Annotated in this window: 27 protein-coding genes; 8 read left to right on the top strand and 19 right to left on the bottom strand. The window is 38.9% G+C overall.

Going from position 1 to position 26,609, the window contains the following annotated elements; all coding sequences use genetic code 11:
* The 4 genes from CQA58_RS08205 to CQA58_RS02175 all read left to right on the top strand — a co-directional run.
* On the top strand, positions 1-362 hold a 362-nt coding region (locus CQA58_RS08205), incomplete at its 5' end, for a hypothetical protein (RefSeq protein ID WP_170126722.1).
* A complete protein-coding gene (locus CQA58_RS02185; RefSeq protein ID WP_115569084.1) occupies positions 359-1,081 on the top strand; it encodes a hypothetical protein in 723 nt (240 codons plus the stop codon). The genes CQA58_RS08205 and CQA58_RS02185, both read left to right, overlap by 4 nt.
* Complete coding sequence (gene mshL, locus CQA58_RS02180) at positions 1,078-2,622, top strand: pilus (MSHA type) biogenesis protein MshL (RefSeq protein ID WP_115569083.1); 1,545 nt, start codon at positions 1,078-1,080, stop codon at positions 2,620-2,622. The genes CQA58_RS02185 and mshL overlap by 4 nt, the downstream gene beginning before the upstream one ends.
* Positions 2,597-3,982: a GspE/PulE family protein gene (locus CQA58_RS02175; protein WP_170126721.1), complete on the top strand. Its 1,386-nt coding sequence runs from the start codon at positions 2,597-2,599 to the stop codon at positions 3,980-3,982. Before mshL ends, CQA58_RS02175 begins: the two co-directional genes overlap by 26 nt.
* Here CQA58_RS02175 and CQA58_RS02170 read toward each other — a convergent pair.
* The 3 genes from CQA58_RS02170 to CQA58_RS02160 all read right to left on the bottom strand — a co-directional run bounded on the left by CQA58_RS02170 (position 3,959) and on the right by CQA58_RS02160 (position 5,857).
* Positions 3,959-4,516: a Fe-S-containing hydro-lyase gene (locus CQA58_RS02170; protein WP_115569081.1), complete on the bottom strand. Its 558-nt coding sequence runs from the start codon at positions 4,514-4,516 to the stop codon at positions 3,959-3,961. The two genes, CQA58_RS02175 and CQA58_RS02170, sit on opposite strands and share 24 nt — an antisense overlap.
* 9 nt (positions 4,517-4,525) lie before the next feature.
* Positions 4,526-5,371 carry a fumarate hydratase gene (locus CQA58_RS02165; RefSeq protein ID WP_115569080.1) on the bottom strand — a complete coding sequence of 282 codons (846 nt, stop codon included), beginning with the start codon at positions 5,369-5,371 and terminating at the stop codon, positions 4,526-4,528.
* 84 nt (positions 5,372-5,455) lie between these two features.
* Complete coding sequence (locus CQA58_RS02160; protein ID WP_115569079.1) at positions 5,456-5,857, bottom strand: Fur family transcriptional regulator; 402 nt, start codon at positions 5,855-5,857, stop codon at positions 5,456-5,458.
* Between the two features lie 134 nt (positions 5,858-5,991).
* On the opposite strand from CQA58_RS02160, the gene ffh reads away from it, so the two are divergent.
* The 3 genes from ffh (at position 5,992) to CQA58_RS02145 (ending at position 9,907) form a co-directional block, all read left to right on the top strand.
* Positions 5,992-7,332 (top strand): signal recognition particle protein, encoded by a 1,341-nt coding sequence (gene ffh, locus CQA58_RS02155; RefSeq protein WP_115569078.1) that lies wholly within the window; start codon positions 5,992-5,994, stop codon positions 7,330-7,332.
* The gene (gene murG, locus CQA58_RS02150) at positions 7,333-8,370 is read left to right on the top strand and encodes an undecaprenyldiphospho-muramoylpentapeptide beta-N-acetylglucosaminyltransferase (RefSeq protein ID WP_115569077.1); all 1,038 of its coding nucleotides are present in this window, start codon (positions 7,333-7,335) and stop codon (positions 8,368-8,370) included.
* An 82-nt stretch (positions 8,371-8,452) separates the two neighbouring features.
* Positions 8,453-9,907 (top strand): DUF2569 family protein, encoded by a 1,455-nt coding sequence (locus CQA58_RS02145; protein WP_115569076.1) that lies wholly within the window; start codon positions 8,453-8,455, stop codon positions 9,905-9,907.
* A 24-nt stretch (positions 9,908-9,931) separates the two neighbouring features.
* Here CQA58_RS02145 and CQA58_RS02140 read toward each other — a convergent pair whose 3' ends face one another.
* On the bottom strand, positions 9,932-11,338 hold the full coding sequence (locus CQA58_RS02140; RefSeq protein WP_115569075.1) for an aldehyde dehydrogenase: 1,407 nt from the start codon (positions 11,336-11,338) through the stop codon (positions 9,932-9,934).
* Between the two features lie 74 nt (positions 11,339-11,412).
* On the opposite strand from CQA58_RS02140, the gene CQA58_RS02135 reads away from it, so the two are divergent.
* Complete coding sequence (locus CQA58_RS02135; protein WP_115569074.1) at positions 11,413-12,267, top strand: helix-turn-helix transcriptional regulator; 855 nt, start codon at positions 11,413-11,415, stop codon at positions 12,265-12,267.
* Here the strand turns inward: CQA58_RS02135 and CQA58_RS02130 are convergent.
* The 15 genes from CQA58_RS02130 to CQA58_RS02065 all read right to left on the bottom strand — a co-directional run bounded on the left by CQA58_RS02130 (position 12,264) and on the right by CQA58_RS02065 (position 26,393).
* Positions 12,264-13,136 carry a cation diffusion facilitator family transporter gene (locus tag CQA58_RS02130; RefSeq protein ID WP_115569073.1) on the bottom strand — a complete coding sequence of 291 codons (873 nt, stop codon included), beginning with the start codon at positions 13,134-13,136 and terminating at the stop codon, positions 12,264-12,266. The two genes, CQA58_RS02135 and CQA58_RS02130, sit on opposite strands and share 4 nt — an antisense overlap.
* A 96-nt stretch (positions 13,137-13,232) precedes the next feature.
* Positions 13,233-13,883: an outer membrane beta-barrel protein gene (locus CQA58_RS02125; RefSeq protein ID WP_115569072.1), complete on the bottom strand. Its 651-nt coding sequence runs from the start codon at positions 13,881-13,883 to the stop codon at positions 13,233-13,235.
* A gap of 131 nt (positions 13,884-14,014) precedes the next feature.
* A complete protein-coding gene (gene ung / locus CQA58_RS02120) occupies positions 14,015-14,713 on the bottom strand; it encodes a uracil-DNA glycosylase (protein ID WP_115569071.1) in 699 nt (232 codons plus the stop codon).
* Positions 14,713-14,991: an Asp-tRNA(Asn)/Glu-tRNA(Gln) amidotransferase subunit GatC gene (gatC, locus tag CQA58_RS02115; RefSeq protein WP_115569070.1), complete on the bottom strand. Its 279-nt coding sequence runs from the start codon at positions 14,989-14,991 to the stop codon at positions 14,713-14,715. Before gatC ends, ung begins: the two co-directional genes overlap by 1 nt.
* Positions 14,992-15,000: 9 nt before the next feature.
* Positions 15,001-15,804 (bottom strand): shikimate dehydrogenase, encoded by an 804-nt coding sequence (locus CQA58_RS02110; protein WP_115569069.1) that lies wholly within the window; start codon positions 15,802-15,804, stop codon positions 15,001-15,003.
* Positions 15,805-16,239, bottom strand: coding sequence for an SH3 domain-containing protein (locus CQA58_RS02105; protein ID WP_115569068.1), 435 nt, complete (start codon positions 16,237-16,239; stop codon positions 15,805-15,807).
* Entirely contained in the window at positions 16,236-17,225 is a 990-nt protein-coding gene (purM, locus tag CQA58_RS02100; protein WP_115569067.1) for a phosphoribosylformylglycinamidine cyclo-ligase, read from the bottom strand. Before purM ends, CQA58_RS02105 begins: the two co-directional genes overlap by 4 nt.
* A gap of 10 nt (positions 17,226-17,235) precedes the next feature.
* Entirely contained in the window at positions 17,236-17,481 is a 246-nt protein-coding gene (locus CQA58_RS08385; protein ID WP_115569066.1) for a DUF411 domain-containing protein, read from the bottom strand.
* 221 nt (positions 17,482-17,702) lie between these two features.
* Entirely contained in the window at positions 17,703-18,128 is a 426-nt protein-coding gene (ybeY, locus tag CQA58_RS02090; RefSeq protein ID WP_115569065.1) for an rRNA maturation RNase YbeY, read from the bottom strand.
* A gap of 74 nt (positions 18,129-18,202) precedes the next feature.
* Positions 18,203-18,892, bottom strand: coding sequence for an NYN domain-containing protein (locus tag CQA58_RS02085; RefSeq protein ID WP_245942740.1), 690 nt, complete (start codon positions 18,890-18,892; stop codon positions 18,203-18,205).
* A 109-nt stretch (positions 18,893-19,001) separates the two neighbouring features.
* Positions 19,002-19,139 carry a hypothetical protein gene (locus CQA58_RS08200; RefSeq protein ID WP_170126720.1) on the bottom strand — a complete coding sequence of 46 codons (138 nt, stop codon included), beginning with the start codon at positions 19,137-19,139 and terminating at the stop codon, positions 19,002-19,004.
* The gene (locus CQA58_RS02080) at positions 19,136-22,060 is read right to left on the bottom strand and encodes a type I restriction endonuclease subunit R (RefSeq protein ID WP_115569064.1); all 2,925 of its coding nucleotides are present in this window, start codon (positions 22,058-22,060) and stop codon (positions 19,136-19,138) included. Before CQA58_RS02080 ends, CQA58_RS08200 begins: the two co-directional genes overlap by 4 nt.
* A 127-nt stretch (positions 22,061-22,187) precedes the next feature.
* Positions 22,188-23,123: a hypothetical protein gene (locus CQA58_RS02075; protein WP_115569063.1), complete on the bottom strand. Its 936-nt coding sequence runs from the start codon at positions 23,121-23,123 to the stop codon at positions 22,188-22,190.
* A gap of 43 nt (positions 23,124-23,166) precedes the next feature.
* Entirely contained in the window at positions 23,167-24,486 is a 1,320-nt protein-coding gene (locus tag CQA58_RS02070; protein WP_115569062.1) for a restriction endonuclease subunit S, read from the bottom strand.
* A complete protein-coding gene (locus tag CQA58_RS02065) occupies positions 24,483-26,393 on the bottom strand; it encodes a type I restriction-modification system subunit M (protein WP_115569061.1) in 1,911 nt (636 codons plus the stop codon). Before CQA58_RS02065 ends, CQA58_RS02070 begins: the two co-directional genes overlap by 4 nt.
* Between the last annotated feature and the right edge of the window lie 216 nt (positions 26,394-26,609).

Here is a 26,609-nt window from a genome sequence, read left to right as displayed (position 1 = left end):
ATCCTCCCCCCACCCCCTCTCATCATCTCCTAAGATTTATGGGGCTCTCTTCCCTGCTTTGTATTGCCCTCACTTCTATCATCTGTTTTCTCTCCCCCTCTCCACCTCCTACTGATACACGCTCACTCCAAATCCTCTCCACTTTGCACTCCATGCCTAGTAATGCTTCTTTATTCTCTCTTCTCCAAGAGCTAGAAAATATCTCCAAACAATATCCCCTACTCTCCATAAAGCTTTGTGATAGCCAAATCCTAACCCTCACATTTGCTACCCCCTTTCCTCAATCCCTCATCTTTTCACTTGCTTCAAAAGAGTATGTCAGCAAGATTGTTGATTGCAAGACTTTGGAGATCATTTTATGAATCTCTTAAATCATTTTTTTGCCAAAAGAAGCCCAAGAGAAATCAAGCTTTTCAAACTCCTATGGCTTACCCTGTGCTTTTTTATCTGTTTTGAATACTTTATCTACCCCTCCTTTCTCAACTTCCAAGCCCATAAACTCAGCAAAACCACTGATCTCAACCCCCAAGAGATTGAAAGATTTTATACCTCTTTTAATGCTACTTCACTCTCTTATAACCAAACCCTAGAGCTTCTCCACCAACACGCCCTCTCTATCACACAAACCCAAAGCCAAGATGAAAAAGCAAACTACACCATTTCACTGAAAGGGAGGATAGAGCAAGAGAGATTTTTTACCCTACTGCACACCCTTGCCTCCCCCTCAATGCTAGTTAGCTCTTTTGCTCTAGATTCCAAAGGCGATTTTTCCCTCACTTTAAAAAATCAAAAAATCCTCAATCTCTCTTTGCCCTCTTTTGCTTCCATAAACCCAAAAACAATAGAGCAAAAATTCTCACCCCTCCCTTTTGCCACCCTGCATTTCTTCAAACCCCAAAGCCCCAAAGCCCCACTTCATCTCCAAGCCCTCTTCAATCAAAAAGCAAAGATTGATGACACTTGGCTCTCTGTGGGGGAGAAAATCCAAGATTGCACTCTCAAAGAAATCACCTCTTATTCTGCCTCTCTTATGTGTGAGGATCAAATGATTGTTTTGCAAATCAAAAGGAGCTTTCAATGAAAGCGTGGCTTGTCTTTGTCTGTTGTTTTTTGCTCTCTTATTGCTTTGAGTGTGATAAAAAATTCTCCTTTGTCGCCAATGGAACAATTAGCTCACAAGAAATCCTAGAGCAAATCGCTCAAACTTGTGATTTGAGCCTTATCTATGCTGATAGTCTCTCTCCTACAATCCTACTTAGCACTAAACCCATTTTCCATATTAGAGAAATGGGGGCAAAGCCCTTCCTTGAATTGCTTTTGGAAGAAAATGATTTGAGATACACCCTCAAAAACAAAATCTTAAAAATCTCTTTTCTCTCCACTCAAACCTATGATATCAACTATGTTTCCACCTCAAGAAAAAGCTCAAGTAGCACTGATGTGATTCTCTCTCAAAATCCAAGCTCTCAAGAAATCCAACCCTTTTTCTCTCAAGAATCCCCTCAACTCTCAAATGCCAAAAGTGGCACAAAGATTCTATCCGTTGATGAAAATAATTTTTGGGGAGAGATAGAGAAAGAAATTAAGCAAATTGCTTATAGGCAATCTGATAAATTTATTGAAAAAATCACCCCCTCAATCACAATCAACAAAAATGCTGGACTTCTCACCCTCACAGCCACAAAATCCCAACACCAAAGAGTAAGAAACTACCTTGCCAAACTCCATAACAAAATGCACTCTCAAGTATTGATTGATGTGCATATTTTCACAATCAGACATAGCAACTCTCAAACTTCAGGAATCAACTGGAATGAGTTTTACAATCTTGGCAATCTCTCCCTCTCTCCTATGGGAAGTTCAGGGGCTAGTTTTTTGAGTCTAGGAAGTGGTGGGCTAAATATGGAGCTTAATATCTTCTCTCAAGGCGTTACACTCAATCGCATTGTAGAGTTCTTGCAAAGCTATGGAGAAACTCGCTCTCTAAGTAATCCCAAAATCCTCACACTCAATAATCAACCTGCTATCATCTCAGTAGGAAGCGTGTTGCGTTATACTCAAAACTCAATCTATCAAAGCAATACTTCAAACACAAGCATTCAAAACTCCACAGAAAACTACCCAAGCCTTTTTGCAGGAGTTTTGCTTGATGTAACTCCCTCAATTCAAGGAGAAGATATCATCCTCAAAATCAATCCCTCTATCACAAGGGCTAAAAATAGTGAGGTAGAAAATGAAGCTAACGCCTTAAAAACCCCACCCAATCTCTCTACCAATCAAATCTCCTCAATGGTAAAGCTCAAAAGTGGAGAGAAAATCATTTTAGGAGGGCTTATCTCAAATATCCAACTTAAAAAAGAGTTCAAAATCCCCTTGCTTGGAGATATTCCCTTGCTTGATTTGCTTTTCAAATACAAATGGAATAGCAATTTTGCTGAAGAGATTGTCATCATTATCTCTCCCAAAATCATTCAATCTCAAAGCACACTAGAAGAAAATCACTACAAAGAAAGCTCAAAATTCCCCACCCAATTCAAACAGCTTCTTAAAAATGCAAAAGAAGAGGAGCTTAAAAATCTCTATCAAGGAAAAAGCAATGCCTACTCACCCCTTGCCCCTTGAAGTTTGTCAAAGACTCCAAACACTCATCTCCCCCACCAACCCCCACCTCATCTATACAGCAAACCCCACCAATCTCCCTATCTTCAAAGACTTGCTTTGCTCAAAAGAAGACTTTGAGATTGAAAAAATCTCACAAGAGAGTTTTGAAATCATCATCAAACAAGCCCTATTTCAAGAGCAAATTAGCACAATCTCAGAGCAAATCTCTCAAGATGAGGATTTGGCTATCCAAAAATTGCTTGATTTCATCTTGAAAGAGAGCGTTGAGAGAGGAGCAAGTGATATTCATATGCAATCCCAAGAAGAAAGGGCAGAAGTGAGGGTGAGAATCGATGGGGATTTGCAAGAGTTTTGCACACTTCCTCTTGAGGTTTTCTCACTTCTAAGCTCTTATATCAAGCTTGAATGCCTTCTTGATATTCATCAGAAAAGAAAGCCCCAAGATGGCAAGTTTTTGAGGGTTTTTAACTCTCTTTCATTTGATTTCAGAATCTCTTGCATTCCCACTACCAAAGGAGAATGTATTGTCATTAGAATCTTATATAAAGAGATAAAAAATCTAAGTTTTCAAGAGCTAGGGTTTGATCAAGACTTAAACCCCTATCTTAGCATTCCTTTTGGATTGATTTTTGTTACAGGCCCCACAGGAAGTGGCAAAAGCACCACACTTTACTCAATGCTCCACTCTCTCAAAAACACTCACAAAAAAATCATCACTCTTGAAGATCCTGTGGAATATGATGTAGCAGAGCTCACTCAAGTAAGTATCAATGAAGGCTATGGTTTTGGATTCAAAGAAGCTTTGCGTTCTCTCCTTCGCCAAGATCCTGATATCATAATGGTGGGAGAGATTAGAGATGAAGAGACGCTATCTTTGGCGATTCGCTCCTCTCTTACAGGACACCTTGTGCTAAGCACCTTGCATACAAATGACGCCCTAAGCTCTATTGAGCGATTGCTTGATATGAATGCCAAACCCTATCTTATCGCCTCAATCCTCCACCTCATCATCTCTCAACGCCTCATCTCTAGGCTCTGTCCTCACTGCAAAGAAGCAATCACACTCTCTAGCTCTACCCTCAAACTCATTCCTCCAAAGTTTCATCAAAGCACTTTTTATGAAGCAAAGGGGTGTATTCATTGCTATTTTAAGGGATATAAAGGAAGAGTGCTGATTCATGAGATCCTCCCCCTCAACCAAGAGCTCAAAGCCCTCATTCGCCAAAATGCTCCAAAAGAGGAAATCTTAAAGCACTTAAACGCTCAAGGCTTTATCTCAATCTTTGAAAATGCTTTGCTCAAAGCCTCAAAGGGATTGATAAGTTTGAGCGAGGTTTTAAGGCACAATATGCACACTTGAGAGCATTCTGCCTTGCTTATAAAAATCATTCCCCCTACAATCAATTGCCACAATGCAAGGAAAATCCTCCACTTCAACCCTAGCAATCGCTTCTGCCCCCAAATCTTCATAGGCTAAAACCTCATAGCTTTTGATTCTTTGAGAAAGCAATGCTCCTGCTCCACCAATGCAGACAAAATACACTGCCTTATGTTTAATCATACTCTCTATCACTTCTTGTGAGCGATAGCCTTTGCCTATCATTGCCTTCAATCCCACTTCAAGCAAAGAGGGGGTATAAAAATCCATTCTTCCACTTGTCGTAGGTCCTGCTGAGCCAATCACTTCATTGGGTTTTGCAGGGCTTGGTCCCATATAATAAATGCACTCCCCCCTCAAAGAAAGTGGAAGCTCTTTGCCCTCTTGCAAACACTCATAAAGTCGCTTATGCCCCGCATCACGACAAACCAAAAAACTTCCATTGATAAGCACACTCTCTCCTGCATTTAAGCTCTTTAATTCCTCACTCTTAAAAGGAGCTTGTAAGATTTTCATTTTCCCTCCTTAAAGCACTACACTTTTATGGCGTATGGCATTGCAATTGATATTGATTGCCACAGGAAGCCCTGCAATATGAGTAGGATACCACTCGATATTTACACCAAAAGCTGTGGTATTCCCTCCTAGCCCTTGAGGTCCTATCCCCAAATCATTGGCAATTTTTAGTAACTCATCTTCTAATCTTGCATATTGTGGATGAGGATTGTGAGAGCCAATCTCTCGTATAATTGCCTTTTTTGCCAAAATCGCACACTTCTCCATACTTCCACCCACTCCTACTCCTACTAGAAGTGGGGGGCAAGAGTTTGGGCCTGCGTTTTCTAGAGTTTGGATAAAAAACTTTTTTAGCCCCTCAATTCCTTGAGCAGGGGTTAGCATACAAAGGGCAGATTTATTCTCACTTCCAAACCCCTTAGGAGCTAGGGTGATTTTGAGATTCTCTCCTTCTACTATCTCATAGTGAATCACTGCAGGGGTATTGTTTTTTGTATTTTTTCGCTCAAAGAGAGGATCACTGACTACTGACTTTCTAAGATAGCCACTCTCATATCCCATAGCCACGCCACTTTGGATCGCCTCCTCTAGTAATCCTCCTTGAATATGTACATCTTGCCCAATCTCTACAAACACCACACACAATCCTGTATCTTGGCAGATTGGAATTTGTTTTTCTTGAGCGATTTTGGCATTGAGAATAAGGCTAGAGAGGATATTTTTGCCAAGCAATGAGCTCTCGGTATGATAGGCTTGAGAGAAAGCATTTTGGACATCTTGAGGTAATTCCTTGCAAGAGCTAATGCAGAGTTTGCTCACCTCTTGGATAATCTCTTGGGCTTGAATGATTTTCATTATGCTCTCCCTTTGTGTGTTTTTACCTTAGTATAACCTTAATACACAAAAAAGATAGCATAAATTTCAAAAATTTAAAAGTCGCTAAGCGTTTTTGCACTCTTTGCAAATCCCATACAATGCAATGCTAATGTTTGTTACCTCAAAATCTCTACAAACCCCCTCAAGTCCAAGAGATTGAAAATCCAAATCAATATCTTGCAAACTCCCACAGATTTGACAAATAAGATGAGAGTGTGGAGTGTGGTTAAGCTCATAGCGTTGCTTTTGCAAAGGGGGTTTTATCTCATTGAGTATCCCTGCCTCACACATTGAAGTGAGATTTTTGTAAATCGTTGCAAGTGAGATTGAGGGATAAATCTCCAAAATCCTCTCATAAATCTCATCAACGGTTGCATGTCCTGCTTTTTGAATCTCTTTTAAAATCGTGATTCTTTGAGGAGTGATTTTCAATCCTCCTTTTTTGAGATTCCCTTCAAAATCCATAGCTTTATCCTTTGATAATTTTTATTCTTTGGGGGATAATACACTATCAAAGATAAAATTTCTCAACAAAAATAAGCAAAATTCCCATAAGTTTTTTTACAATACATTTTTATTTTTATTTTTAAAGGTTTAAAATGTTTGATGTATTTAGCGACTCTTTTCGCTCCATTGCCAACAAAATCCGCTTTAGTGATGATGAAAGGGCTTTGAGTAAGGCTCTTGATGAGCTAAAAAAAGTCTTACTCAAAAACGATGTCTATCACAAAGCCACAAAAGAGCTTCTCTCTCAAGTGGAAACTCAAGTCAAAGCCAAAGGGATTGGCAAACAAAACTTCCTCCAAGCCTTGCAAGACGCCCTAACTAAACTTCTTACCACTTCAGGCAATCAAGGATTCACTTTCGCCTCCAAGCCCCCTACAAGTATCTTAATGGTAGGTTTGCAAGGAAGTGGAAAGACTACAACCACAGCCAAACTTGCCAACTATCTCAAAGGCAAGGGCAAAAAAGTTTTGCTTGTGCCTTGTGATTTGCAAAGAATGGCAGCAGTAGAGCAGTTACGCCAACTTGCCAAACAAATTGAAGTAGATTTTTTTGAGTGTTCTGCCTCACGCCCTCAAGAGGTGGCAAAAGAGGCTTTGAGCTATGCTGAGAGCAAACTTTATGATGTGATTTTGTTTGATACAGCAGGGCGATTAGCCATTGATGAGGAGCTAATGAATGAGCTTAAAGAAGTCAAAGAGATAGTCAAACCTTATGAGACCTTCTATGTCGCTGATAGCTTGAGCGGACAAGAGGGGGTAAGAAATGCTGAAGCATTCAATCAAAAAATAGGCATTGATGGGGTGATTTTGAGTAAATTTGATAGCGATAGCAAAGGAGGGATTGCCCTATCTATCGCCTATCAGCTTGGAATCTCTTTGCGATTTATCGGAAGTGGGGAGAAAGTAGCAGATTTGGATATTTTCTTGCCTGAGAGGATTGTCTCAAGGCTTATGGGGGCAGGAGATATCACTTCTTTGGCAGAGAAAACTGCAGGGGTGTTTAGCGAGAAAGAAAGCAAAGATATTGCCAAAAAAATCAAAAAAGGGCAGTTTGGCTTTGAGGATTTTCTAGCTCAAATCGAAAATGTCAAAAAGCTTGGAAATCTAGGCAATCTAGTGGGAATGATCCCTGGACTTGGAGGAATGTCAGGAGCACTCAAAAATGTGGATTTGGATAACTCCACTGAGATTAAAAACATTAGAGCAATGGTGAATTCTATGACAAAAAAAGAGAGAGAAAATCCTGAAATCCTCAATGGCTCAAGACGCAAGAGAATCGCTCTAGGGTGTGGGCTAGAAGTAGCTGATATCAATCGAATCATTAAGCAATTTGACAATGCTTCCAAAATGGCAAAAAAACTCAGCTCTAAGGGTGGAATGCAAGATTTGATGGGAATGATGCAACAGATGAGAGGAAGGGGATTCCCTAGATAAATGAAATCAAAAGTCAATATCGCAATCAGTGGAGGGGGGACAGGAGGGCATCTAGCTATCGCAAAGGCTTTGATGCAAGAGTGCCAAAAGAGGGGAATTCCTTGCATTTATATCGGCTCTACACAAGGGCAAGATAGAGCGTGGTTTGAGAGTGAAGAGGGATTTTCTTTCCGCTATTTTCTCCCCACTCAAGGGGTTGTCAATCAAAAAGGCTTGGGTATATTCAAATCCCTTTTAGCTCAACTCAAAGCTACTTTTTTGGCCTACAAAATTCTCAAAAAACACAAAATCACCCACCTCTTTAGCGTAGGAGGGTATAGCTCTGCTCCTGCTTCTTTTGCTTCACTTCTAAGTTTTATTCCTCTTTTTATCCACGAGCAAAACGCAATCAAAGGCACACTCAATCGCATTCTCTCCCCATTTGCCAAAAAGGTTTTTGGGAGTTTTGAGGGAGAGGGAAAAAACTTTTGTGCTACCCCTTATCCTGTGAGAAAAGAGTTTTTTGATAATGCTAGAGAGAGGGTGGAGCTTAAAACTATACTTTTCTTAGGAGGCTCTCAAGGGGCTGTGGCAATCAATGATTTTGCACTCCAAATCACTCCACTTCTGCACCAAAAAGGGATAAAAATCATTCATCAAAGCGGGGAGAGAGATTTTGAACGATTGCAAAATGCTTACAAGGAGTTAGCAATCCCTGTCAATCTCTTTGCTTTTAGCCCCAATCTAGTAGAGGTGATGAGGGAGGCTGATTTTTGCATCTCAAGAGCAGGAGCTTCAAGCGTGTGGGAGATGTGTGCCAATGCCCTCCCTGCCCTCTATATCCCCTATCCTTATGCAGCCAAAAATCATCAATTCTACAACGCTCTCTTTTTCTCACAAAAGGGGCTAGGGCTACTATGTAAGCAAGAAGATTTAAGCCCTCAAATCTTAGAAGGCCTCCTAGAGTTTCCAATCAAGCAAACTTCAAAAACCCTCCCCACCCTTATCTCTTCTAATGGGGCTAAAGAGATTCTTGAGGTGATTTTGGAATACAGATAGACAAAGAACACAAAAGTCTGTCTAAAATTACTTTAAGCACAAAAATGTTAAACTATTAGATTAAAAAATAAAATGGAGTGATATGAATAATTTTTGTCAAGAATGCGGTAGTCCAAGAAGCGAAAACGCAAAGTTTTGTGCTAATTGTGGCTTTAAATTTCATCAAGAAGCTGAAGAAGAAGTCAAATCCGATAGCGAAATAGAATCGCAAAAAGAAGTTGAAATTCAAGAATGTGTGGAAATAACTCAAGTAGAAAATTCAATCCCACAAGAATCTAAGAAAGTACCCCAAACTCCAAAAATTGGAGGTTGGCTTGATCTATTTGCGATTGGGCTTATCTTCAATACAGCAACAACAATACTTTTTCCTTCTTTGACTGTTTTTAGCAAAAAAAATATTATCGACACGATAATCAACAATCCTTTTGATATGTCTTTCATTACATATTGCATTCTTATGGCTTTTTTCTCATGCTTTGGTGTTCTTCTATTTTTTTCAAAAAATAAAAATACAAAAATTTTTATGTTAATTTATTTTATTTTATGCCTTTTTGGAGTGATTTTTTCAAAAGGCAAGGGTTTTTTGTGGTGCATTATTTGGTTCTTCTACTTTCTTTTTTCAAAAAGAGTAAAACAAACATTTATCTCTCAGCATACAAAAAAAGATATATTTATTAAAGTCTTCATCTCTTTAATTTTTCCACTAATCTTTCTTTTATCATTAGCCATCAACTATCCATCAGAACAAGAAATATCTCAAGCTAGAAAAAGAAATCTTGCTGATCTTCACCCCATTGCCCTGTCTTTGTATGATAAGGAGATCTTACTTAAAGAATTTATCCAACAAAAGGACATAATTATTCGGAATGAGGTTGATTTTTTCTCCACTTTGTATTCTTTCAATAAACATTTTAAAACAGGAGCAGAAACTATCAAATACATAAATCAAAATATGCAAAATAAGAATTTGATTAAGGGTATTTTGTATTTTTGTGGAAAAAAATGCTCTCCTATCAAACAGGATTTTCATAAAAGTTATGATTACTTCAATAATCTTGATATGCAAGAAAAACAAGAAATTTTTATGATTCTTGCAGAAATGAATCTCTACGGAATAGGCGTTGAACAAAACCTAACTAGTGCCGTCAAAAATGCTAGTCAAGCTAAGGTGTCAAACGAGTATGGCAAAGCAATGCAGTATTACTATCTAGCCCTAGGATATCTTTACGGAGCATATTTTCAAAAAGACATTCAAAAAGCAATAGAGTGTTTTAAAAAATCCGCCGATTTGGGTAATCCCTCGTCAGCTCTTTTGGTTGCATTATTTATGGCGACTGAACCAAAAGGAAAATATAATCAACAAACAATTATTCATTATTTTGAAAAAGCAATTCTACTCAATAACTCAATGGCTGAACTATGGTTAGCTTATTATTACTACAACAACAATGAGGACAATATGGCTAAAAATACATTGCTTAATTGTTCCAAAACAAACTCTGAATGCGAAAAAGCCTATCAAGAACTATTTAAATAGGCTTTCTACCCTCACGCTTACCTCTTAGCGAGCAAAGAGAAAATCAAGCAACTTCTTTCTAGCGATTCCAAAGATAGGCTTATCAAATGGGGGATATCGCAAAGGGATTTCAAATTTTGGGGAGTGGTAGATTGATTTTTTGTGGCTAAAGGTTTCAAAACTTGCCTTGCCATGATATGAACCCATACCACTATACCCCACTCCCCCAAAAGGCAAATAAGGGTTTGCAATATGCATTATGCAATCATTGATACACCCTCCCCCATAAGAAATCTCTTTGATGATTTTCTGCTCCACAGCTTTGTCTTGTGTGAAAAGATATAGAGCCAAAGGACGCTGGAAGCTATGGATAAGATTAATACATTCTTTTAAATCTTGATAGAAAAATACAGGCATAAATGGAGCAAAAATCTCATCTTGCATCATTGGAGTTTCCAATGCCTTTTTTGCCTCACTGAGCAATCCAAAGTCAATAATCGTTGGCTCAATTTTGTGGGCTTCATCATCCCATCTCCCCCCATACACTCTCCCCACATTCATATCAAGCAAACTTTTTGCCCTCTCATAGTGTCTTTGGGTGATGATTTTCCCAAAGTCTTTGGAAACCATTGCATCTTCCCCAAAGTATTCTTTGAGTTGTTTTTGGACTTTCTCAATAAAGACTTTTTGGAATTTTTGATCCACTAGCACATAATCAGGGGCGATACAAGTTTGCCCACTATTGAAAAACTTCGCCCACACCACTCTTTTGACTGCCAAATCCAAATCTGCACTACCCTCAATAATGCAAGGATTCTTCCCTCCAAGCTCCAAAGTTACAGGTGTGAGGTGTTTGGAGGCTTTCTCCATCACAATCTTTCCTACCTGCACACTCCCTGTAAAAAAGATATAATCCAAATGCTCTTCTAATAACCCCTGCACCTCTTGATGTCCCCCACACACCACGCACACATACTCCCTCTCAAAGCATTCTTCAATAATCTTGCATATCACCTCTTCAGTCTTTTTAGAGTAGCTTGAGGGCTTGAGAATCACGCAATTTCCTGAAGCAATCGCACCAATGAGTGGCGTCATACTCAAAGCAAAGGGATAATTCCAAGGAGAGATAACCAGTGCCACACCATAAGGCTCATAATACACTTCACTTTTCCCCATAAAATGTGTAATAGGACTTATCACTCTCTTGGGTTTGGCGTATTTTTCTATATCTTTGAGTGCGTGGTTAATCTCCTCTAGCACCAAAACCACTTCTGCCATATATCCCTCTAGCGGGTGTTTGCCTAGATCATCACACAATGCACTACAAATCTCATCTCTATGATTGAGGATACTTTGCTTGAGGTTTTGGAGTGCATTTTTTCTGAAAGAAATATCCTTGCTTTTGTGGGTATTGAAAAAATCTCGCTGAGTTTGCACCAATTCTTGGAACATTTTGTGTCCTTTTTGTAGAGAAATATTTAAAAATAGGGCATTATATATTTTTATTTTGAGTTTTGGAGAATAGTATGGAAACAACTCATCAAAGATTGATGAATATCATCAAAAGACTTTATGCAGGAGAGAAGCTTAAAATCTCAACATTAGCAAAAGATTATAATGTCAGCACCAAGACCATTCAAAGGGATTTAAAAGAGCGATTAAAAAGCTCAAGCCTGATAAAAGAGGGACATCAATTTTTTCTCAAAACTCAAGGAGAGCAAGAAGATTTTATCATCGATTGCCTTTGTAATTTTGCCCAATCAATGGGAGAAGAGTTTGCCCTCATCACCTCTCAAATCTTCTCCAAATACCAAGCAATCAAAGATGATACTTCTTTCTTGCAACTCCAAGCAAAAAGCCTAACTCAAAAACTTGACATTATCCTCTCTTTGCAAAATGCGATGAAAAAATCCACTCAAATCTCTCTCTCCTACCAAGGAGAGACTTTGAGTGGCATTCAGCCCTATAAAATCGCCTCAATCAATGCCCAATGGTATCTTTTTGCAAAAAAAGAAGAGAGAATGCTTTTTTTGTGTCTTGAAAAAATTGAGAAGGTTAAGCTTCTAAGAAAGCGATTTGTCTTCTCCAAAGAATCTTTTAGACGCTTTGAAGCTGAGTTTTTCAAAGAGCCAAAAATCCTCATCTCTCTCTTTGTCTATCCAGAAGTCGCCCCACTCTTCAAACAAAAGCATTTTGCCTCTCATCAAAAAGTGATAGAAGACAAAGATGGCAATCTGATTATTGAGTTTTTGAGCAACAATCTTTTGGGGATTGAGCAAGAGATTCTAAAAAATCTCCCCTATATCGCCGTGCTAGAACCCCAAGAACTCAAAGAAAAGATAGAGGAAAAGGTCCTTGCCTATGCCAAAAGGATTTCTTAATCCTTAGCAATCGAATCATCATAAGGATCAAGGTGGCTAAGGATCACCCAATGCAGTGTAGTGTCGTTTTGGGCAAGTTTCTCTTCTATCTCTTCAGAGAGATTGTGGGCTTCAAGCAAAGAGATATTTTCATCAAACACCAAATGCACTTCCATAAAAAGAGTATTGCCTGAAATCCGACTTTTTAGCCCGTGATAGCTTGAGATTGGAGAGTTTTTGAGCGTTGTTTCAATCTTTTGGCTCAATTCTTCATCAATAGAGCGATCAAGGAGATTTAGCACACCCTTTTTGACAATCCCAAAGGCACTAAACATCACATATAACGCCACAATGATTCCCAAAATCGCATCGACAATCTGCCAATCTGTCCAATAAATGATTGCCAAAGAGAGCAAAACCCCACCATTACTTAAAAGATCGGTTTTGTAGTGGAGTAAATCAGCCTCTAAGACTTGATTTTTGCTCTTTTTTACCATGATGGAGAGGAAAGAAACAAGCCCTAAAGTCATCACCAAAGAAAACACCATCACCCCAATGGTTTGATTTAGCTCTATAATATGCTCTTTGGAGATGATTTTGCCAATCGCCTCATATAAGATATATCCTCCAGAACAGCCGATGATAAAGCCCTCAACCAAAGAAGCCAAAGATTCAATCTTGCCATACCCATAGTTAAATTTTTGGTTTGCAGGTTGTTCGGATTTGTGGAGTGCAAAGAAATTGAAAACTGAAATGATTACATCAAGCAAAGAATCAATCGCACTTGCCAAAACTGCCACAGAGCCACTCATCAGCCCCACAACGAGTTTGACAAGTGCCAAAAGTGAGGCGATACTTGAGGCAATCAAAGTTGCTTTTTTGGGAGTCATTACTTTCCTTTCTCATTTTTTTAGATATTTTGAGATTCTATCAAAGAATATTAAAGCTCCAAATGAAAAGGGAAGTCCCACCCCCTTTAGAAGTCATTAGAATACAAATTTATAACTTGCACCAAAAGATACTTTGCTCATCTTATACAAGAAAGCATTACTATCTCCACTACTAAACTTTGAAGACATACTTGCAAAGGGGAGTTTTGCAAAAACTTCCATTCTGTGATGTCCTCCAAGCAATGTGCTTAGTCCTGTTCTTCCGACAAAGTCAAGTGCGTGTTTTTTGGGATCGCCATTGTTTAGCACATACTGATACTCTGCTCCAACCCCTCCAAATACACCAAAGCTGAAGCTTCCTGTATTGACAAAATTTACCATCATATCTACACTTATCTCTGAAGTGAGGGTATCAATAGGAGTTTTAGTGGTTTCTCCATTATTTTTTTCTTTGATTTTTACAGAGGCATATCCTGCACCAATCCCCCATCTCATTCCAAAATATTTCCCCCAAAAGCTCTCGCTTCCTAGCACAACGCCCACAGAGTATCCCCCTGAACCATTTTTGATCAAATCTTTCAGACCACTAGGAGAAATGGTGTGAAACTCAATACCCTTGCCCTTCTCTTGAATGGCAGGTAGTCCTTGAGATGTGTAAGCACCATCTACACCGATATAAAATCTTGCCTGAGCAACTGAAAACAAACTAGCACTTGCCAAAAGCAATGCAAATAACTTCTTTTTCATATTCTCTCCTTGTGTTTCATTGCTAAGACTAGAAAATAATATTAAGGCAAATCAAACTTGATTGCTCTTTATAAAATTTTCAGTCTTAGCTGTAATAATGACTAAAAGCAATAAACATACCCTAAACAAAACTAATTTTGCCAATCAATAGGAGGATAGCCAAATCTCTGAAGTGCTTCATTGGCTCTCAAAAACACTCCACTCCCCACAAATCCTCTAGCAAGTGGGCTAGGATGAGGAGCTTGAATAATGCAATGCTTGCTTGAATCAATCAATGAAGCTTTTTTCTTAGCATAATTTCCCCATAGCATAAACACCACGCCACTTAAATGAGTGGAAATATAAGAAATCACACTATCGCTGAATTGCTCCCACCCAAAATGCGTATGTGATCCTGCCTTACCTGCTTCCACAGATAATACACTATTAAGCAGTAGCACTCCCCTATCACACCATACACTCAAATCGCCGTGGTTTGGGGGGATAAAAGAAGTGGTATTTTGGAGTTCTTTGTAGATATTTTTTAGACTTGGAGGAGCTTTGAGGGGTTTGGGGACAGAGAAGCTAAGCCCCATTGCTTGAGGGATAAGCACCCCATCAACCACCTCACTTCCATGATAGGGATCTTGTCCCAAAATCACTACTCTCACATCTTGAGGGGCTAGGCGATTGAGAGCTTCAAAGGTTAGGCTTCCTTTGGGATAAATCACCTCTCCTCTAGCCTTAGCTTCAAGATAGCACTCTCTAATATGAGCAAAATAAGGCTTGTCAAACTCTTGAGCTAACGCCTCTTTCCACTCATCTCTGAGCTTGATTTTGCTCTTATCCACTACTCGATAATTTTTGGCACGATAAAGTAGCCATCTTCTGCTCTTGGAGCGTGAGAAAGCACATCTTGCTGAATCTGACTATCGTGAGGAATATCTTCCCTCATCGGTGTTTTTTGCTCTATTTTTGAGCTTAGGGCTTGGGTGTCAAGTGTAGCGATATTATCTACAAATCCCAAAATCTCTGAAAGCTGGGCTTTTATCTCCTCTTTTTTGCTCTCTTCAATCTCAATCATTCCTAGTCTTTCTAACTTGCTTAGCAATTGATCATCAATTTTCATCTTTCCTCCTTATGGATAAAACACTTGCTTTATCTCTTCAAAATGATACTTATTTGCACAAAAAATCTCAAATGCCAAAAATGCTTGATAGCATAACATATCAAGCCCATCAATTCTAGGGATTTTGCATTTTTTTGCAAAAGAGCAAAACAATGTGTCCTCTCTTTGGCGTAAAAATCTCAAAAAATCTTGCAATGTGTGGATTGAATTTGAGCTTGGATAAATCAAATCAAAAGCAAGAGAAGAGCGAGAAAATATCTCTTGAAGGTGTTGCTCCTCTAGGGGCAACTCTCCTTTTAGCCCTGCACTTGTGGTATTGACAATAAGCTCATAGCTCTCTCCCCTCTCATAAGCCCTCACACCTGAAAAACTAGCGATTTTCTCCATAGTGCGATTAAGCATTGAAACAGCGACATTGTGCTTTTGCAAGATTTTTACCACAGCTTTTGCACTCCCCCCTGCTCCCAAAATGAGAGCATTTTTTATTTTGTGATTCCCCAAAGAGAGGTAAAACCCCTCTGCATCGGTGTTGTATCCTATCCACCTCTCCCCTTCACGATAGAGCGTATTGACTGCTCCTATCTCTTGGGCAATCCCTCTTATCTCATCACAAAATGGGATAACACTCTCTTTGTAGGGAAGCGTGATATTTGCTCCTTTGAGAGGGCAAAGTGTTGTGGGAAAATCATTTGAGTTTTCAAGCAAAATCTTTTTGTAATGGGCTTGAAGCGAGAAGTGAGAAAAAAGAGAATTATGAATGAGGGGAGAGAGGGAGTGGGCAATAGGATTGCCTATCACTCCAAAATATTGCATTTAAGCTCTTGAGAGGTATTTGAGAAGCACCCAACCATTTTCAAGTTGAGCCCACTCACCCTCTACTGCAATCACTTCAACAGACGCAGAGCGATAAAGCTTTGCATTGATTTTGGCTTGAGTAGAAGCGTGAGAGCGAACATTGAGGGCTGAAGCATCGACAAAATACTCACCCAACGCTTCATCGCGTGGCTCAACAATCGCCTCCACCACTTGAGGGGCTTGGATTTCTTGAGTGATTTGTGGAGCAATTTGTGGCTTAGAGATTTGAGCCAAAGTTGGGGCTTTGTGTTGAGATTTGTATTCATAAGCCTTGTCATATGCCATACAATAAGTTGCTATCCCAAAGATTGCGACAAAAACAGGGAGAGAGTAAAGTTTGAGAAAAAGTCTGATTCTCTCAAATGGAGATTTTGCGTGTAAGTCTAAATTCATCGTATTGTTACTTCCTTTCCTTTTATGACTTGACCGATAAGATAACCACCACTTTTGGCAATCACACTATCAATCTTAGCCTTAGGACAAGCAATGATCATTCCAACGCCCATATTAAACACCCTAAAGCATTCTTTCTTATCGACATTTTTGGCAATAATTTGAAATATTTTTGGCGTTTTTATGCAATTTTTATCAATTTCAGCCCCCAAACCTTGGGGCAAGACTCTAGGGAGATTCTCCACTATCCCTCCCCCTGTGATATGGGCTAGGGCGTGAATATCGCTAGAGATGAGTTTGAAAGTCTTCACATAGATTTGAGTAGGCTTGAGAAGAATATCAATGAGATTTTCCCCCTCTATTTGAGAATCAAAACTTAATTTTTGCTCTTCAAACAAAACTTTTCTAGCTAGAGAGTAGCCATTGCTATGCAAACCACTGCTTGGCAAAGCAATGAGATAATCCCCCTCACCCACCTTGCTCTCCCCCTCTATCACTTCTCTTTCTGCCACACCCACAGCAAACCCTGCTAGATCAAAATCCCCTCCCTCATACATACTTGGCATCTCAGCAGTTTCTCCACCAATAAGAGCACACTCGGCCTGCAAACACCCCTCAGAAATCCCTTTGATGACTTCAAGGGCGTGACTCTTTTGGAGTTTTCCACACGCATAGTAATCCAAAAAAAACATAGGAGTAGCAAAATTACATATCAAATCATTAACACACATTGCTACCAAATCTATCCCCACTCCCCCAAGTTTGCCCGAATCAATAGCAAGTCTAAGCTTCGTCCCCACGCCATCAGTCGCTCCCAAAATCACGGGGTTTTTATAGCCTTGAGGGAGTGCGTATGCTCCTGCAAAAGAGCCGATTCCTCCAATCACATTGCTATTGAAAGTCTTTTTCACATAAGGTTTGATTTCCTCTACAAACGCATTTCCCTCATCAATATTTACCCCACTTTCTTGGTAGGTAATTTTCATTTTTTCTCCTTTAGTGTCTTGCCCACACTCCATAACTGCCATCTTTTTTGACATAATAGACGCTATAAGGCTCTCTCCCCATTCCTTGCTCCATCCCTGGGCTTCCTTGAGGCATATCAGGCACAGCCAAACCTATCATATCTTTGGGTTTTTCTTTGAGAAATCTAGCGATATCTTCAGCAGGGATATGCCCCTCAAAGAAATATCCTTCATACACCCCTGTATGGCAACTTCTAAGCTCTTGGGGGACATTCATTTTGTCTTTGTAATCCCACCATTGATCAGTTTTAATTTCTTTGGCATTGAAGCCGTTTTTTTCTAAGTGCTTTGACCAAAGCCCACAGCACCCTCAAGTCGGACTTGCATATACGCTCATTTGAGGGGTTGCCCACAAACTGACACAAGTTAGAAACATTAAAGCAAACTTATTCATTTTTCTCCTTTGGATTTTTTTATACAAAAGACTAGCAAAGGATTCTAAATAGTATTTCTCACAATCAAGCTTTTAGGCAAATCAAAGACTTCAATCAGCTCTTTTTCTCTCTCTCGATGCTCTCCATTATCCACTTCGTGATCATAGCCTAGCAAGTGCAAAAGGCCGTGAATGAAAAGAAGTGTAGCTTCAGATTCTAAGCTATGGGAGTATTCTCTAGCCTTTTGCTCTATGAGGGTAGAGCTCATCACGATACTTCCTAGTGGCAATCCCTCCACCACTGCCTCACAAGGGAATGAAAGCACATCAGTAATCCCTTCTTTTCCCCTATGAGTGAAGTTGAGTTCAGCCATATCTTCATCTTCTAAGATATACACCTCCACCTCACGCTCTATGCCAAGATAGGAGAGGATCTTTTCAAACTCTAGGTTTTGAAGATTTAGTTTGCTTTGGTTTTCAAAGTAGATCATTATAATCGCCTTTTATCTTTTAACTTAGATTTGGTCAAAGTGGAGCAGTGGAAAAATGAAGACAAAAACATTTGTTATTTTTTAAAATTGAGCAACTTTGTGGTAAGGAAATCAATATTTTCTCTCATCTCTAGTGTAATAGGATTCCCCATTGGATCAAGAACAACTTGAACTCCCTCAGTTCTAGCAAGTTTGATTGCTGGTATAAAATCGCTATCTCCAGTAATCAAAACTATTTTTTCAACAAGCCTTTTGATTGACAAACTTGCTATATCGATTCCGATTTTGATATCTACTCCTTTTTGTTTTGCTGTAAAGACAAAATCTTGATCTTGCAAATCTTCAATTCTAATCTTTCCCTTCAATACATCAATTTTCTTTTTTTCCACAATATCCCAATGAGCATTCTTGGGGTTAAGATAACCATATCTTAAAGCAAAACATGGAAGATCAATCAGTTTTTTATAAAGTTCTGTTTGAAATTTAAATGTTTCTGTTTCCTCTGATTTATAGATTCTCATTCCTTTTGAATTTGGATAATGAGCTTTGGTGCTAAATGGATGACAATCATAATAATAAATCCTATAAAGCTCCTCTCCCTTATTTTTTTGGATGTGCTTTAATGAATGGGTATGAATAGCTTTTGCAAAAACTTCTGGACTCGTATTGGAGTAGTTCTTTTTGTAATAATCAAAATATCGTTTTCTAAAAAAAGATCCATCAACAATCACGGCGACTTTTTTGTTTTTTTGCAGACAGAACACCAATAATCCCTTTTTAGAAAACAAGGATCAAGGGATCGCCACTCTCAACTATGATGACGCCTATTCTAGAGGCTTTGACTTTGTGCCAAAGGAATTCTAGAAAAAAGACTTAGAGGGTTACTGCCTTGATTTGTGGTGTGATTATAGCAGAAATTATTTTATTTTTATTTTTTATATCTTTGATGTTGTTATGCAAACTTTTATAAAAACTTTCATTTCTTAAACTCTGTGAGACGCTTCTTTTCATCTCTCCATCCTTGCACCAATCTTGTCATACCACATATCAAACATCTTGCGTGTGATACGCTCTTTGAATTCTTTGTTGTCATTGAATTGTTGAAAGAGAAAAAAGTGTATGTCAAGAACATTTTGCATACTCTCAGACAACACTTTCTCAAACACAATTTGAGCGTTTTGTTTGTCAGAATTTTGAGCGGTTTTGAGAAGTTGTTGATTGGCCTCAACCTGCTCTTGGACATAGACAAGTCCTTTGGCTAGTTTATCCTCCTCTCCCCAGTCTTCCACTCCGTGCTTTTCATTGAACTCTCTGATGATTTCCATAAGTCCCTCTAGCTCTGCCTCAGGCATTCTGCTAGTGCCATCAGCTTGTGAGGGCTTAAGCTCTCCCTCACCCTCAAGAGCAATATCTAGTGTTTTATCTAGCTGAACTCGATAACTCTCAAAATCCACACTATCTAATATCCCTTTAGCCAAATCTTCAGCCCTAGGTAGGAGGAGTTTGGCAATGAGTTTTTTAAGCAAAATATAGGTTTTCTCAAGCTCTACATCTTCAAATGGCAAGATTTGAGCTAGGAAAGAATAATCTTTGAGATAAGTTTTTGCCTTGTTGTAAAACTCCAATCTAGTATCATCACTCCCTAAGGCCTCATATCTAGCCACCATTACATCAAGCTTTGCGTGGATAGTATTCTCCCTCTCTCTTCTTAAAATCATCTCTGCAAACTCATCTACCTCTTCTTGATAGAAAACCTCATATTCAAATAGATTGCTTTTGAGATCAAAGATTTTGTTGATATCGGTGGGTTCTCCTAGGAATGTTTGCTCATAGAAAGTGCTAAAAGATTCTCCAATCTCCTCATGAGTATTTGCAAAATCAAGCACACAGGTATCTTCTTTGTTTTTGCAAGTGCGATTGAGCCTTGAGAGGGTTTGCACTGCACTCACCCCACTTAGTCGCTTATCCACATACATCGTATGCAATAGAGGTTGATCAAAGCCTGTTTGATATTTCTCAGCCACGATTAAGAAGCGATATTTGTCTTTCTCAAACTCTTCTTTTAGTCTTGCCTCACTAATGCCATTTAGCCCACTCTCACTATAGCTCTCTCCATCAATCACTACTTCTCCTGAAAACGCTACCAAAACACCATAAGGGGGAAACTTGCTCTTGAGATATTCCCTGAAGGCAAAGAAGTATTTCACAGCATTTTCCCTAGAGCTAGTAACCACCATTGCTTTGGCCTTTCCTCCGATTCTTTTATGGATATTGGCATAGAAGTGATCGATCATTATCTCTGCTTTTTTGGCGATTGCATTCTCATCACTCTCTACATATCGCTTGATTTTGGCATTGGCTTTTTTCTTGTCAAACATAGGATTATCTTCAACACTTGAGGCGATTTTGTAGTAGCTATTGTAAGTGGTGTATCCCCTCAGCACATCGTGGATAAATCCTTCTTCTATGGCTTGTTTCATTGAGTAGAGGTGGAAAGGGATAAATTTCTGAACCACATCTATCTCATAAGGTGTGCCAAACATCTCCAAAGTTTTAGGCTTGGGCGTAGCGGTGAATGCAAAATAAGAAGCGTTTGGCTGGAGCTTTTTGTTTTTGATAATTTCTATGATTTTATCCTCACTACTCTCTTCTCTGTCCCTGATGACTTCTCCTAGCTTTTGAGCCGAAGTGCCACTCTGACTAGAGTGAGCTTCATCAATGATAATTGCAAATCTTTTGCCCTTTACCTGCAACATCTCATCAAGGATATGAGGGAATTTCTGAATGGTGGAAATGATGATTTTCTTACCTTCTTCTAGAGCCTCTCTGAGATGACGACTCCCATCGGTGATAGCCTCTACGATACCTTTGGTGTGGGAGAATTTCTTGATATTTTCTCGGATTTGAGCATCAAGCACTCTTCTATCAGTTACCACTATCACGCTATCAAAGACAAGTTCTAACTCTCCATCTTCTCTCACTCTATGTAATCCCACAAGAGCGTGAGAGAGCCAAGAGATTGAGTTGCTTTTGCCACTTCCTGCACTATGCTGGATAAGATAGCGTCCTCCCACTCCCCTCTCTCTGACATCCTCAAGAAGCTTTTCCACCACATCAAACTGATGGTATCTTGGGAAGATGATTTTGCCATCCACTTCCTGCACGAAATCTAACACTAAGGGAATCAAAATATCTTTGGAGAAGATTCTCTCCCATAGATAGGCTGTCTTTATCCCTTCACTTGGGGGATTTCCTGCACCATTTTTGCACCCTATGGCTCCACTGCCATTGTTTAGCCCACGATTGAAGGGGAGAAAGAAGGTTTTTACTCCTTGAAGCTTGGTAGTCATATATACCAAATCACTATCAAGTGCAAAATGCACGATACAGCGATCAAAAAGTGGCTCTCTAGGGTCTCTGTCTCTCTTATACTGCTCTATGGCGTGATAGACATTTTGTCCTGTAAATGGGTTTTTTAGCTCGATTGTGATGATGGGGATTCCATTGAGGAAAAGCACCATATCTAGGGAGTTGTTGTTCTGTGAGCTGTAATGGAGCTGACGGATGAGAGAGAGGGTATTGCAAGAGTAGTTCTCTAGAGCTGTGGGGTTAGAATCTGTAGAGGGTTTGGGATAGAGAAGGGTGAATTTCACACCACTGACTTCTAGAGGGGATTGAAGGGCTTTGAGGATACCTCTATCTCTGATAGCAGAAACCACTCGCTTAAGCAAGGCTCCTTGCCAATCCTTAACCCCACGCCTTGAAAGCTCTTCAATTGCCTTGCTCTGAGTAGAGTGGATAAACTCATAGAACATTTTGCTATCAAGACATAGGGCTTTGTCATAGTCGCTATCCTCTCGCTTGACATAGGAGTGAGAAAGCAAATATTCCTCAATAAAGGCTTCTAAATCTTTTTCTTTGTAATTAGTCATTTTTAATCCTTGTGTTATCTCTAAAATTCAAAAACATTTTTGTTATAATTCCTCTCAAAGGTTCCTAGCTATTGACAAGACCTCAAGGAGGGCTTCCCTTTTGGGATAGGTAGCATAGGTCAATAGACTACAAAATACAATCAAGGATATACACCTCTTTATCTTTGCCTTTACTATCTTTGAGAAACTTAAGTTTGAGCTGAATTTTTTTACCACTATCAGCAAACGACATTAGCTTTATACGCTTATCTGGAGTCAAAATATCTGAATTTGCTTCACAACTTATACCATCGATTTTAAATCTCTTATTTTTGAAATTATAGTATCGTAGAGAAACTTCTTGAATCTCCTCAATTTCTTGCTCATTATCCTCTTGTGTCTGTGAAATTAAAAATTCACTAGCATTTTGTCTAACAAGAGTTCTCTCTTGCAAAAAAGAAACTTGTTCATCATCTTCCAATTGATTAATGATTGCCTCTTTGTATCCATTACTAGCTCGTTCAAAGTTAGCGTTATTTTTTGTATTTTTCAATAATTCTAAAGCACTTTCAGCAATTTTTAAGACATCTTGCTTTTCATCTTTTGCAATCTTTTGTTTTTCAATTTCTGTCTTTTTTTCTATTTCAAGCATATCCTTATTTAGTTTCTTTTTCCAAGCATATCCACCACAAAATGCCCCAATCAGTACACACAATACAACTGCGATATCTCCACTCTCCATATTGTTGAAAACCTCCTTTAAAAAAGAAAAAATTTCAGGATTAAGAAACTCTATACTACCCTTAGAAACTTCAAAGGTAATCTTTTCAGCACCTGCTGGAATCTCTATCTTAAACTCTTTTTTGAGTTCTTTCAAAAACCTTGTATAGCTTTTTTGAAACTCAATTACAACTTTTGCCATATCATCATTAAAGGTTTTTTCTTTATAGGACTGAAATCTTCCATTGCCAAGTTTTATCAAACAATCTGATACGCAAAATTCTCTTATTTCAATCTTTTCTCCTTGCAAAATCCTTTCCTTTAAGATTTCCAAGTCTGAAATTTGCTTAATATCAATAACCATTTTTTTCCTTTCTTTTTATTTTTTTGATTCCACTAGAATCGCGTTAACATCTCCCCACCCTTCCGCATACGGCTTCGGAGATGAGGGTGGATTTGTATTCTTTGATGAGATTAATTTGGGATTTGATTTTTGAGATTGCCAAATCTATTTTTGCTATCTGCGTATCCAAATATTCTGCAATAGCCTTTTGCTCTTCAAGGGGAGGGAATGAAAAAATAAAATTTTTTATATCTTCTTGAGAAATCTGTCCAATGCCTATAGAAACAGAAAAGTTTGCGATAGATTTTCTAAGCAAATCGGTTTGAAAAATCCAATAAAGATAATCATTGTATGGACTTCTAATGATTGCCATAAAAGCACCAAAAGAAAAATTATTTTTTGTAATTTTTGCTGTTTTTCCTACAAGAGCCTCACTACCATTTCTTACACACATTAGCAAATCGCCAATTGAAACAATTTGCTTCTTTCCAACTTTTTCAGAACCGATGTAAATCAAATTGAGATAGTTAATTTTTCCTCCTTGGATATTGTTTGAACGCAAAATACCAACGCTATTGACACTGCTCTTAGTAAGGTCATTTGGAGAATAAACCAATCCTATATTTGTCGATGCAATATGTTTGATTTTTCTCATCTCCCAATGTGTAGGGATTTTTCCAAGCCACTCCACTCCACTATCTTTGAGAGAGATTGAAGAATCAAGCCCTTGGGTAACGCACTGATTGATGAGGGTTTGCTTTTTCTCTTCTAGGAGAGTGATAAGCTTTTGCTTTTTGGCGATAAACTCTTCAATCTGATGAGTTTTTTTATCAAGAAAATCTGCGATTGCTTTTTGTTCTTGAAGGGGTGGAAGGGGGATTTTTAAATCTCTCAAATTTGAGGTATAAATATGAACGATAATTTCCCCTTTTGATTCTATAGCTTTAAATGTCTTAGCATATTGACTATTAAGACAATAGGATAAGAATAGGCTATTATTTTCAACTTGTCTAAAAATAATAATATCTCCACCAGCAAATGCCTTTTCATCTCCCTGATATACAACGGCTTTGCCTATATCTTCTTTTGTTTCTCCTGAACCTGCAAAAAGAATATCTCCACTATAAATAGGGGTTGATAAAGATTCTAAGTCCTTTTCCACTTTGGATTTTAGATTGCTTGTTTTAATTTCATATTTTGTATAAATATCTCCATACAAGATTACAGAATTTCCACTATCTGATAAATCCCCCTTGGAGATATTTCCTCCTTTTGAAAAAGAACCAAAACTAGCTAATCTCCTCATTTCCCAATGCTTAGGAATCTTCCCTAGCCAAGGGATTCCACTCTCTTTATAGACAATGCTCTGTGGTGCCAGACTCATTGTAAAATCTCACTAAGCAAGCTTTGCACTTCACTCTCTAGGCTCTCTAGCTCTGCTTTGATTTCCCCCATACTTCGTGGGGGAGTGTAGGTGTAGAAGTATTTGTTGAAAAGGATTTCATAGCCTACACTTGCACTTTCATAATCTATCCAAGAGTTTGGCACATAGGGTTTGACTTCGTTTTGATAGTAGGTGTCTATATCGACTTTGAGAGGGATTTTCTCTGTGTTGCTTGTCTTGTCGCTGTCTATGAGGAGGTTGGCTTCGGCTTTGCTGAGTTTTACTCCAAGATAGGAGAGGAAGTGGGCTTTGTCTTTGAAGTCTTGGGGGTGGGATTCTAGGTGGGTGAGTTTTTCTAGGAGGGTTTCTTTTTGGGCTAGGGAGTTAAACTTCTCATCTTCTAGCAAGTCTTGGGTGTTTCTGGGTCGCTCTATTGTGATTTTGGTGTAGCCAAAGTCCTCATTGTCTAGCACTAGGGCATCCCCCTCACAAGCATAGTCCAAAAATAGCTTTGTGATTGCATCGATATGAGAGGAGTCCATTTGGTGCTGTTTGTCGCCTAGGGATTTTTTCATCTTGGAGTAATATTTCTCACTTGTGGCGTTGATGAGTTGGACTTTGCCTTTTTTCTCTTCTTTTTTTCTGTTGGTGATGATCCAAATAAAAGTCGGAATGCCTGTGTTGTAGAACATATTTGTAGGCAAGGCGATGATGGCTTCTAGGTAGTCGTTTTCTATGATGTGTTTGCGGATAGCCACTTGTCCGCTGTCTGAGTTGAAAAGGGAGCTTCCATTATGCACGGAGGCGATACGAGAGCCTTGAGGGGTTTGCTTCATCTTGGATACCATATTGAGCAAAAACATCATTTGCCCATCGCTTTTGCTTGTGATTCCCACTTGGAATCGTGGGTCAGAGCAAGAGGTTTTGCCTCCTTTTTTCTCCACATTTAAAGCTTTTTGATCTTTCTCCCACGACTTACCATAGGGAGGGTTGGTGAGCATAAAGTCAAATTGAAGATTGCCTAGCTTGTCCTCACTAAGAGTTGAGCCGTATTTGATATTGTCAGGATTTTCGCCTTTGATAAGCATATCGGCTTTGCAGATAGCGTAAGTTTCAGGGTTTATCTCTTGTCCATAGAGGAGGATAGAGGCATTTGAGCGGATTAACCCTTGAGGGTCTGTGATGAAGTCTTTGGATTCTGTAAGCATCCCGCCACTTCCACAGGCATTGTCATAGATGAGGAATGAGCCTTCTTGGATTTGCTCTTTGATGGGGAGAAAGATGAGATGAGTCATTAGCTGGATAATCTCTCTAGGGGTGAAGTGCTCCCCTGCTTCTTCGTTGTTTTCTTCGTTGAACTTCCTTATCAGCTCTTCAAAGACATAGCCCATCCCAAGGTTGCTTAGCCCTTGTTGGAGGATATTGCCTTGAGGGTCTAGAGTGGGATTGATGGAGAGATTAATCTTGGGGGAGCAAAATCGCTCAATGACTTCAAAGAGGATTCCTGCCTCTTCAAGAGTGTCAAGCTGGTTTTTGAACTTGAATTTTGAGATAATGTCTTGGATATTGGGGCTGAAGCTATCAAGGTAGTTTTCAAGATTGGCTCGAATATTTTTTGGCTCATTGCAAAGAGATTGAAGGGTGAATTTGGAGTAGTTGTAAAAACTCATACCACTGCCTTGAGAGCCTGTGAGGAGCAAATCGACATTTTCTAGCCTGTCTTTGTAGGCCTGATAGGTTTTAATCACTCTTTCTTTGGTAGGCTCAAGCACAGCATCAAGTCGTCTAATCACCGTCATTGGCAATATCACATCTCGATATTTGCCTTTGACATAAATATCACGCAAGAGGTCATCGGCAACGCTCCAAATGAAGTTGATGATGGGTTGGAATTGTGCTGTATCCATAGATGCTCCAGAGTCAAAGAATCAAAAATGATAATTCTATAAAAACTTGGGGATTTTTGAAAGAAAAAAGTAAAATTTTTGAGTAAAAAGTCGGATTTATTTTCCTTTGGTTACATTAGTTTTGCTTACTTGTGTCAAAAGCTCTTTTTCCTTGCGATATTTTTCCCTCATTTTGTCGATATAATCCCTTTCTTATAAACTTTAGCATTTAAGAGG

The organism is Helicobacter brantae (assembly GCF_003364205.1).
GTDB lineage: Bacteria > Campylobacterota > Campylobacteria > Campylobacterales > Helicobacteraceae > Helicobacter_G > Helicobacter_G brantae.
Note: the sequence above shows the minus strand (reverse complement) of the source record. Positions and strands in the feature narration are given on the sequence as shown.

Coding starts and splice junctions, on each gene's coding strand:
- CQA58_RS02165 (WP_115569080.1), bottom strand. CDS start 5,371: ATGAAAATCATTCAAGCCCAAGAGATTATCCAAGAGGTGAGCAAACTC.
- CQA58_RS08385 (WP_115569066.1), bottom strand. CDS start 17,481: ATGAATGTCCCCCAAGAGCTTAGAAGTTGCCATACAGGGGTGTATGAA.
- CQA58_RS02110 (WP_115569069.1), bottom strand. CDS start 15,804: ATGCAATATTTTGGAGTGATAGGCAATCCTATTGCCCACTCCCTCTCT.
- CQA58_RS08200 (WP_170126720.1), bottom strand. CDS start 19,139: ATGAAAAGAAGCGTCTCACAGAGTTTAAGAAATGAAAGTTTTTATAAA.
- CQA58_RS02075 (WP_115569063.1), bottom strand. CDS start 23,123: ATGGTTATTGATATTAAGCAAATTTCAGACTTGGAAATCTTAAAGGAA.
- CQA58_RS02125 (WP_115569072.1), bottom strand. CDS start 13,883: ATGAAAAAGAAGTTATTTGCATTGCTTTTGGCAAGTGCTAGTTTGTTT.
- CQA58_RS02070 (WP_115569062.1), bottom strand. CDS start 24,486: ATGAGTCTGGCACCACAGAGCATTGTCTATAAAGAGAGTGGAATCCCT.
- CQA58_RS02105 (WP_115569068.1), bottom strand. CDS start 16,239: ATGAATTTAGACTTACACGCAAAATCTCCATTTGAGAGAATCAGACTT.
- CQA58_RS02170 (WP_115569081.1), bottom strand. CDS start 4,516: ATGAAAATCTTACAAGCTCCTTTTAAGAGTGAGGAATTAAAGAGCTTA.
- CQA58_RS02140 (WP_115569075.1), bottom strand. CDS start 11,338: ATGTTCCAAGAATTGGTGCAAACTCAGCGAGATTTTTTCAATACCCAC.
- ybeY (WP_115569065.1), bottom strand. CDS start 18,128: ATGATCTACTTTGAAAACCAAAGCAAACTAAATCTTCAAAACCTAGAG.
- CQA58_RS02080 (WP_115569064.1), bottom strand. CDS start 22,060: ATGACTAATTACAAAGAAAAAGATTTAGAAGCCTTTATTGAGGAATAT.
- CQA58_RS02065 (WP_115569061.1), bottom strand. CDS start 26,393: ATGGATACAGCACAATTCCAACCCATCATCAACTTCATTTGGAGCGTT.
- CQA58_RS02145 (WP_115569076.1), top strand. CDS start 8,453: ATGAATAATTTTTGTCAAGAATGCGGTAGTCCAAGAAGCGAAAACGCA.
- murG (WP_115569077.1), top strand. CDS start 7,333: ATGAAATCAAAAGTCAATATCGCAATCAGTGGAGGGGGGACAGGAGGG.
- CQA58_RS02185 (WP_115569084.1), top strand. CDS start 359: ATGAATCTCTTAAATCATTTTTTTGCCAAAAGAAGCCCAAGAGAAATC.
- CQA58_RS02135 (WP_115569074.1), top strand. CDS start 11,413: ATGGAAACAACTCATCAAAGATTGATGAATATCATCAAAAGACTTTAT.
- mshL (WP_115569083.1), top strand. CDS start 1,078: ATGAAAGCGTGGCTTGTCTTTGTCTGTTGTTTTTTGCTCTCTTATTGC.
- ffh (WP_115569078.1), top strand. CDS start 5,992: ATGTTTGATGTATTTAGCGACTCTTTTCGCTCCATTGCCAACAAAATC.
- CQA58_RS02175 (WP_170126721.1), top strand. CDS start 2,597: ATGCCTACTCACCCCTTGCCCCTTGAAGTTTGTCAAAGACTCCAAACA.
- purM (WP_115569067.1), bottom strand. CDS start 17,225: ATGAAAATTACCTACCAAGAAAGTGGGGTAAATATTGATGAGGGAAAT.
- CQA58_RS02160 (WP_115569079.1), bottom strand. CDS start 5,857: ATGGATTTTGAAGGGAATCTCAAAAAAGGAGGATTGAAAATCACTCCT.
- CQA58_RS02130 (WP_115569073.1), bottom strand. CDS start 13,136: ATGACTCCCAAAAAAGCAACTTTGATTGCCTCAAGTATCGCCTCACTT.
- gatC (WP_115569070.1), bottom strand. CDS start 14,991: ATGAAAATTGATGATCAATTGCTAAGCAAGTTAGAAAGACTAGGAATG.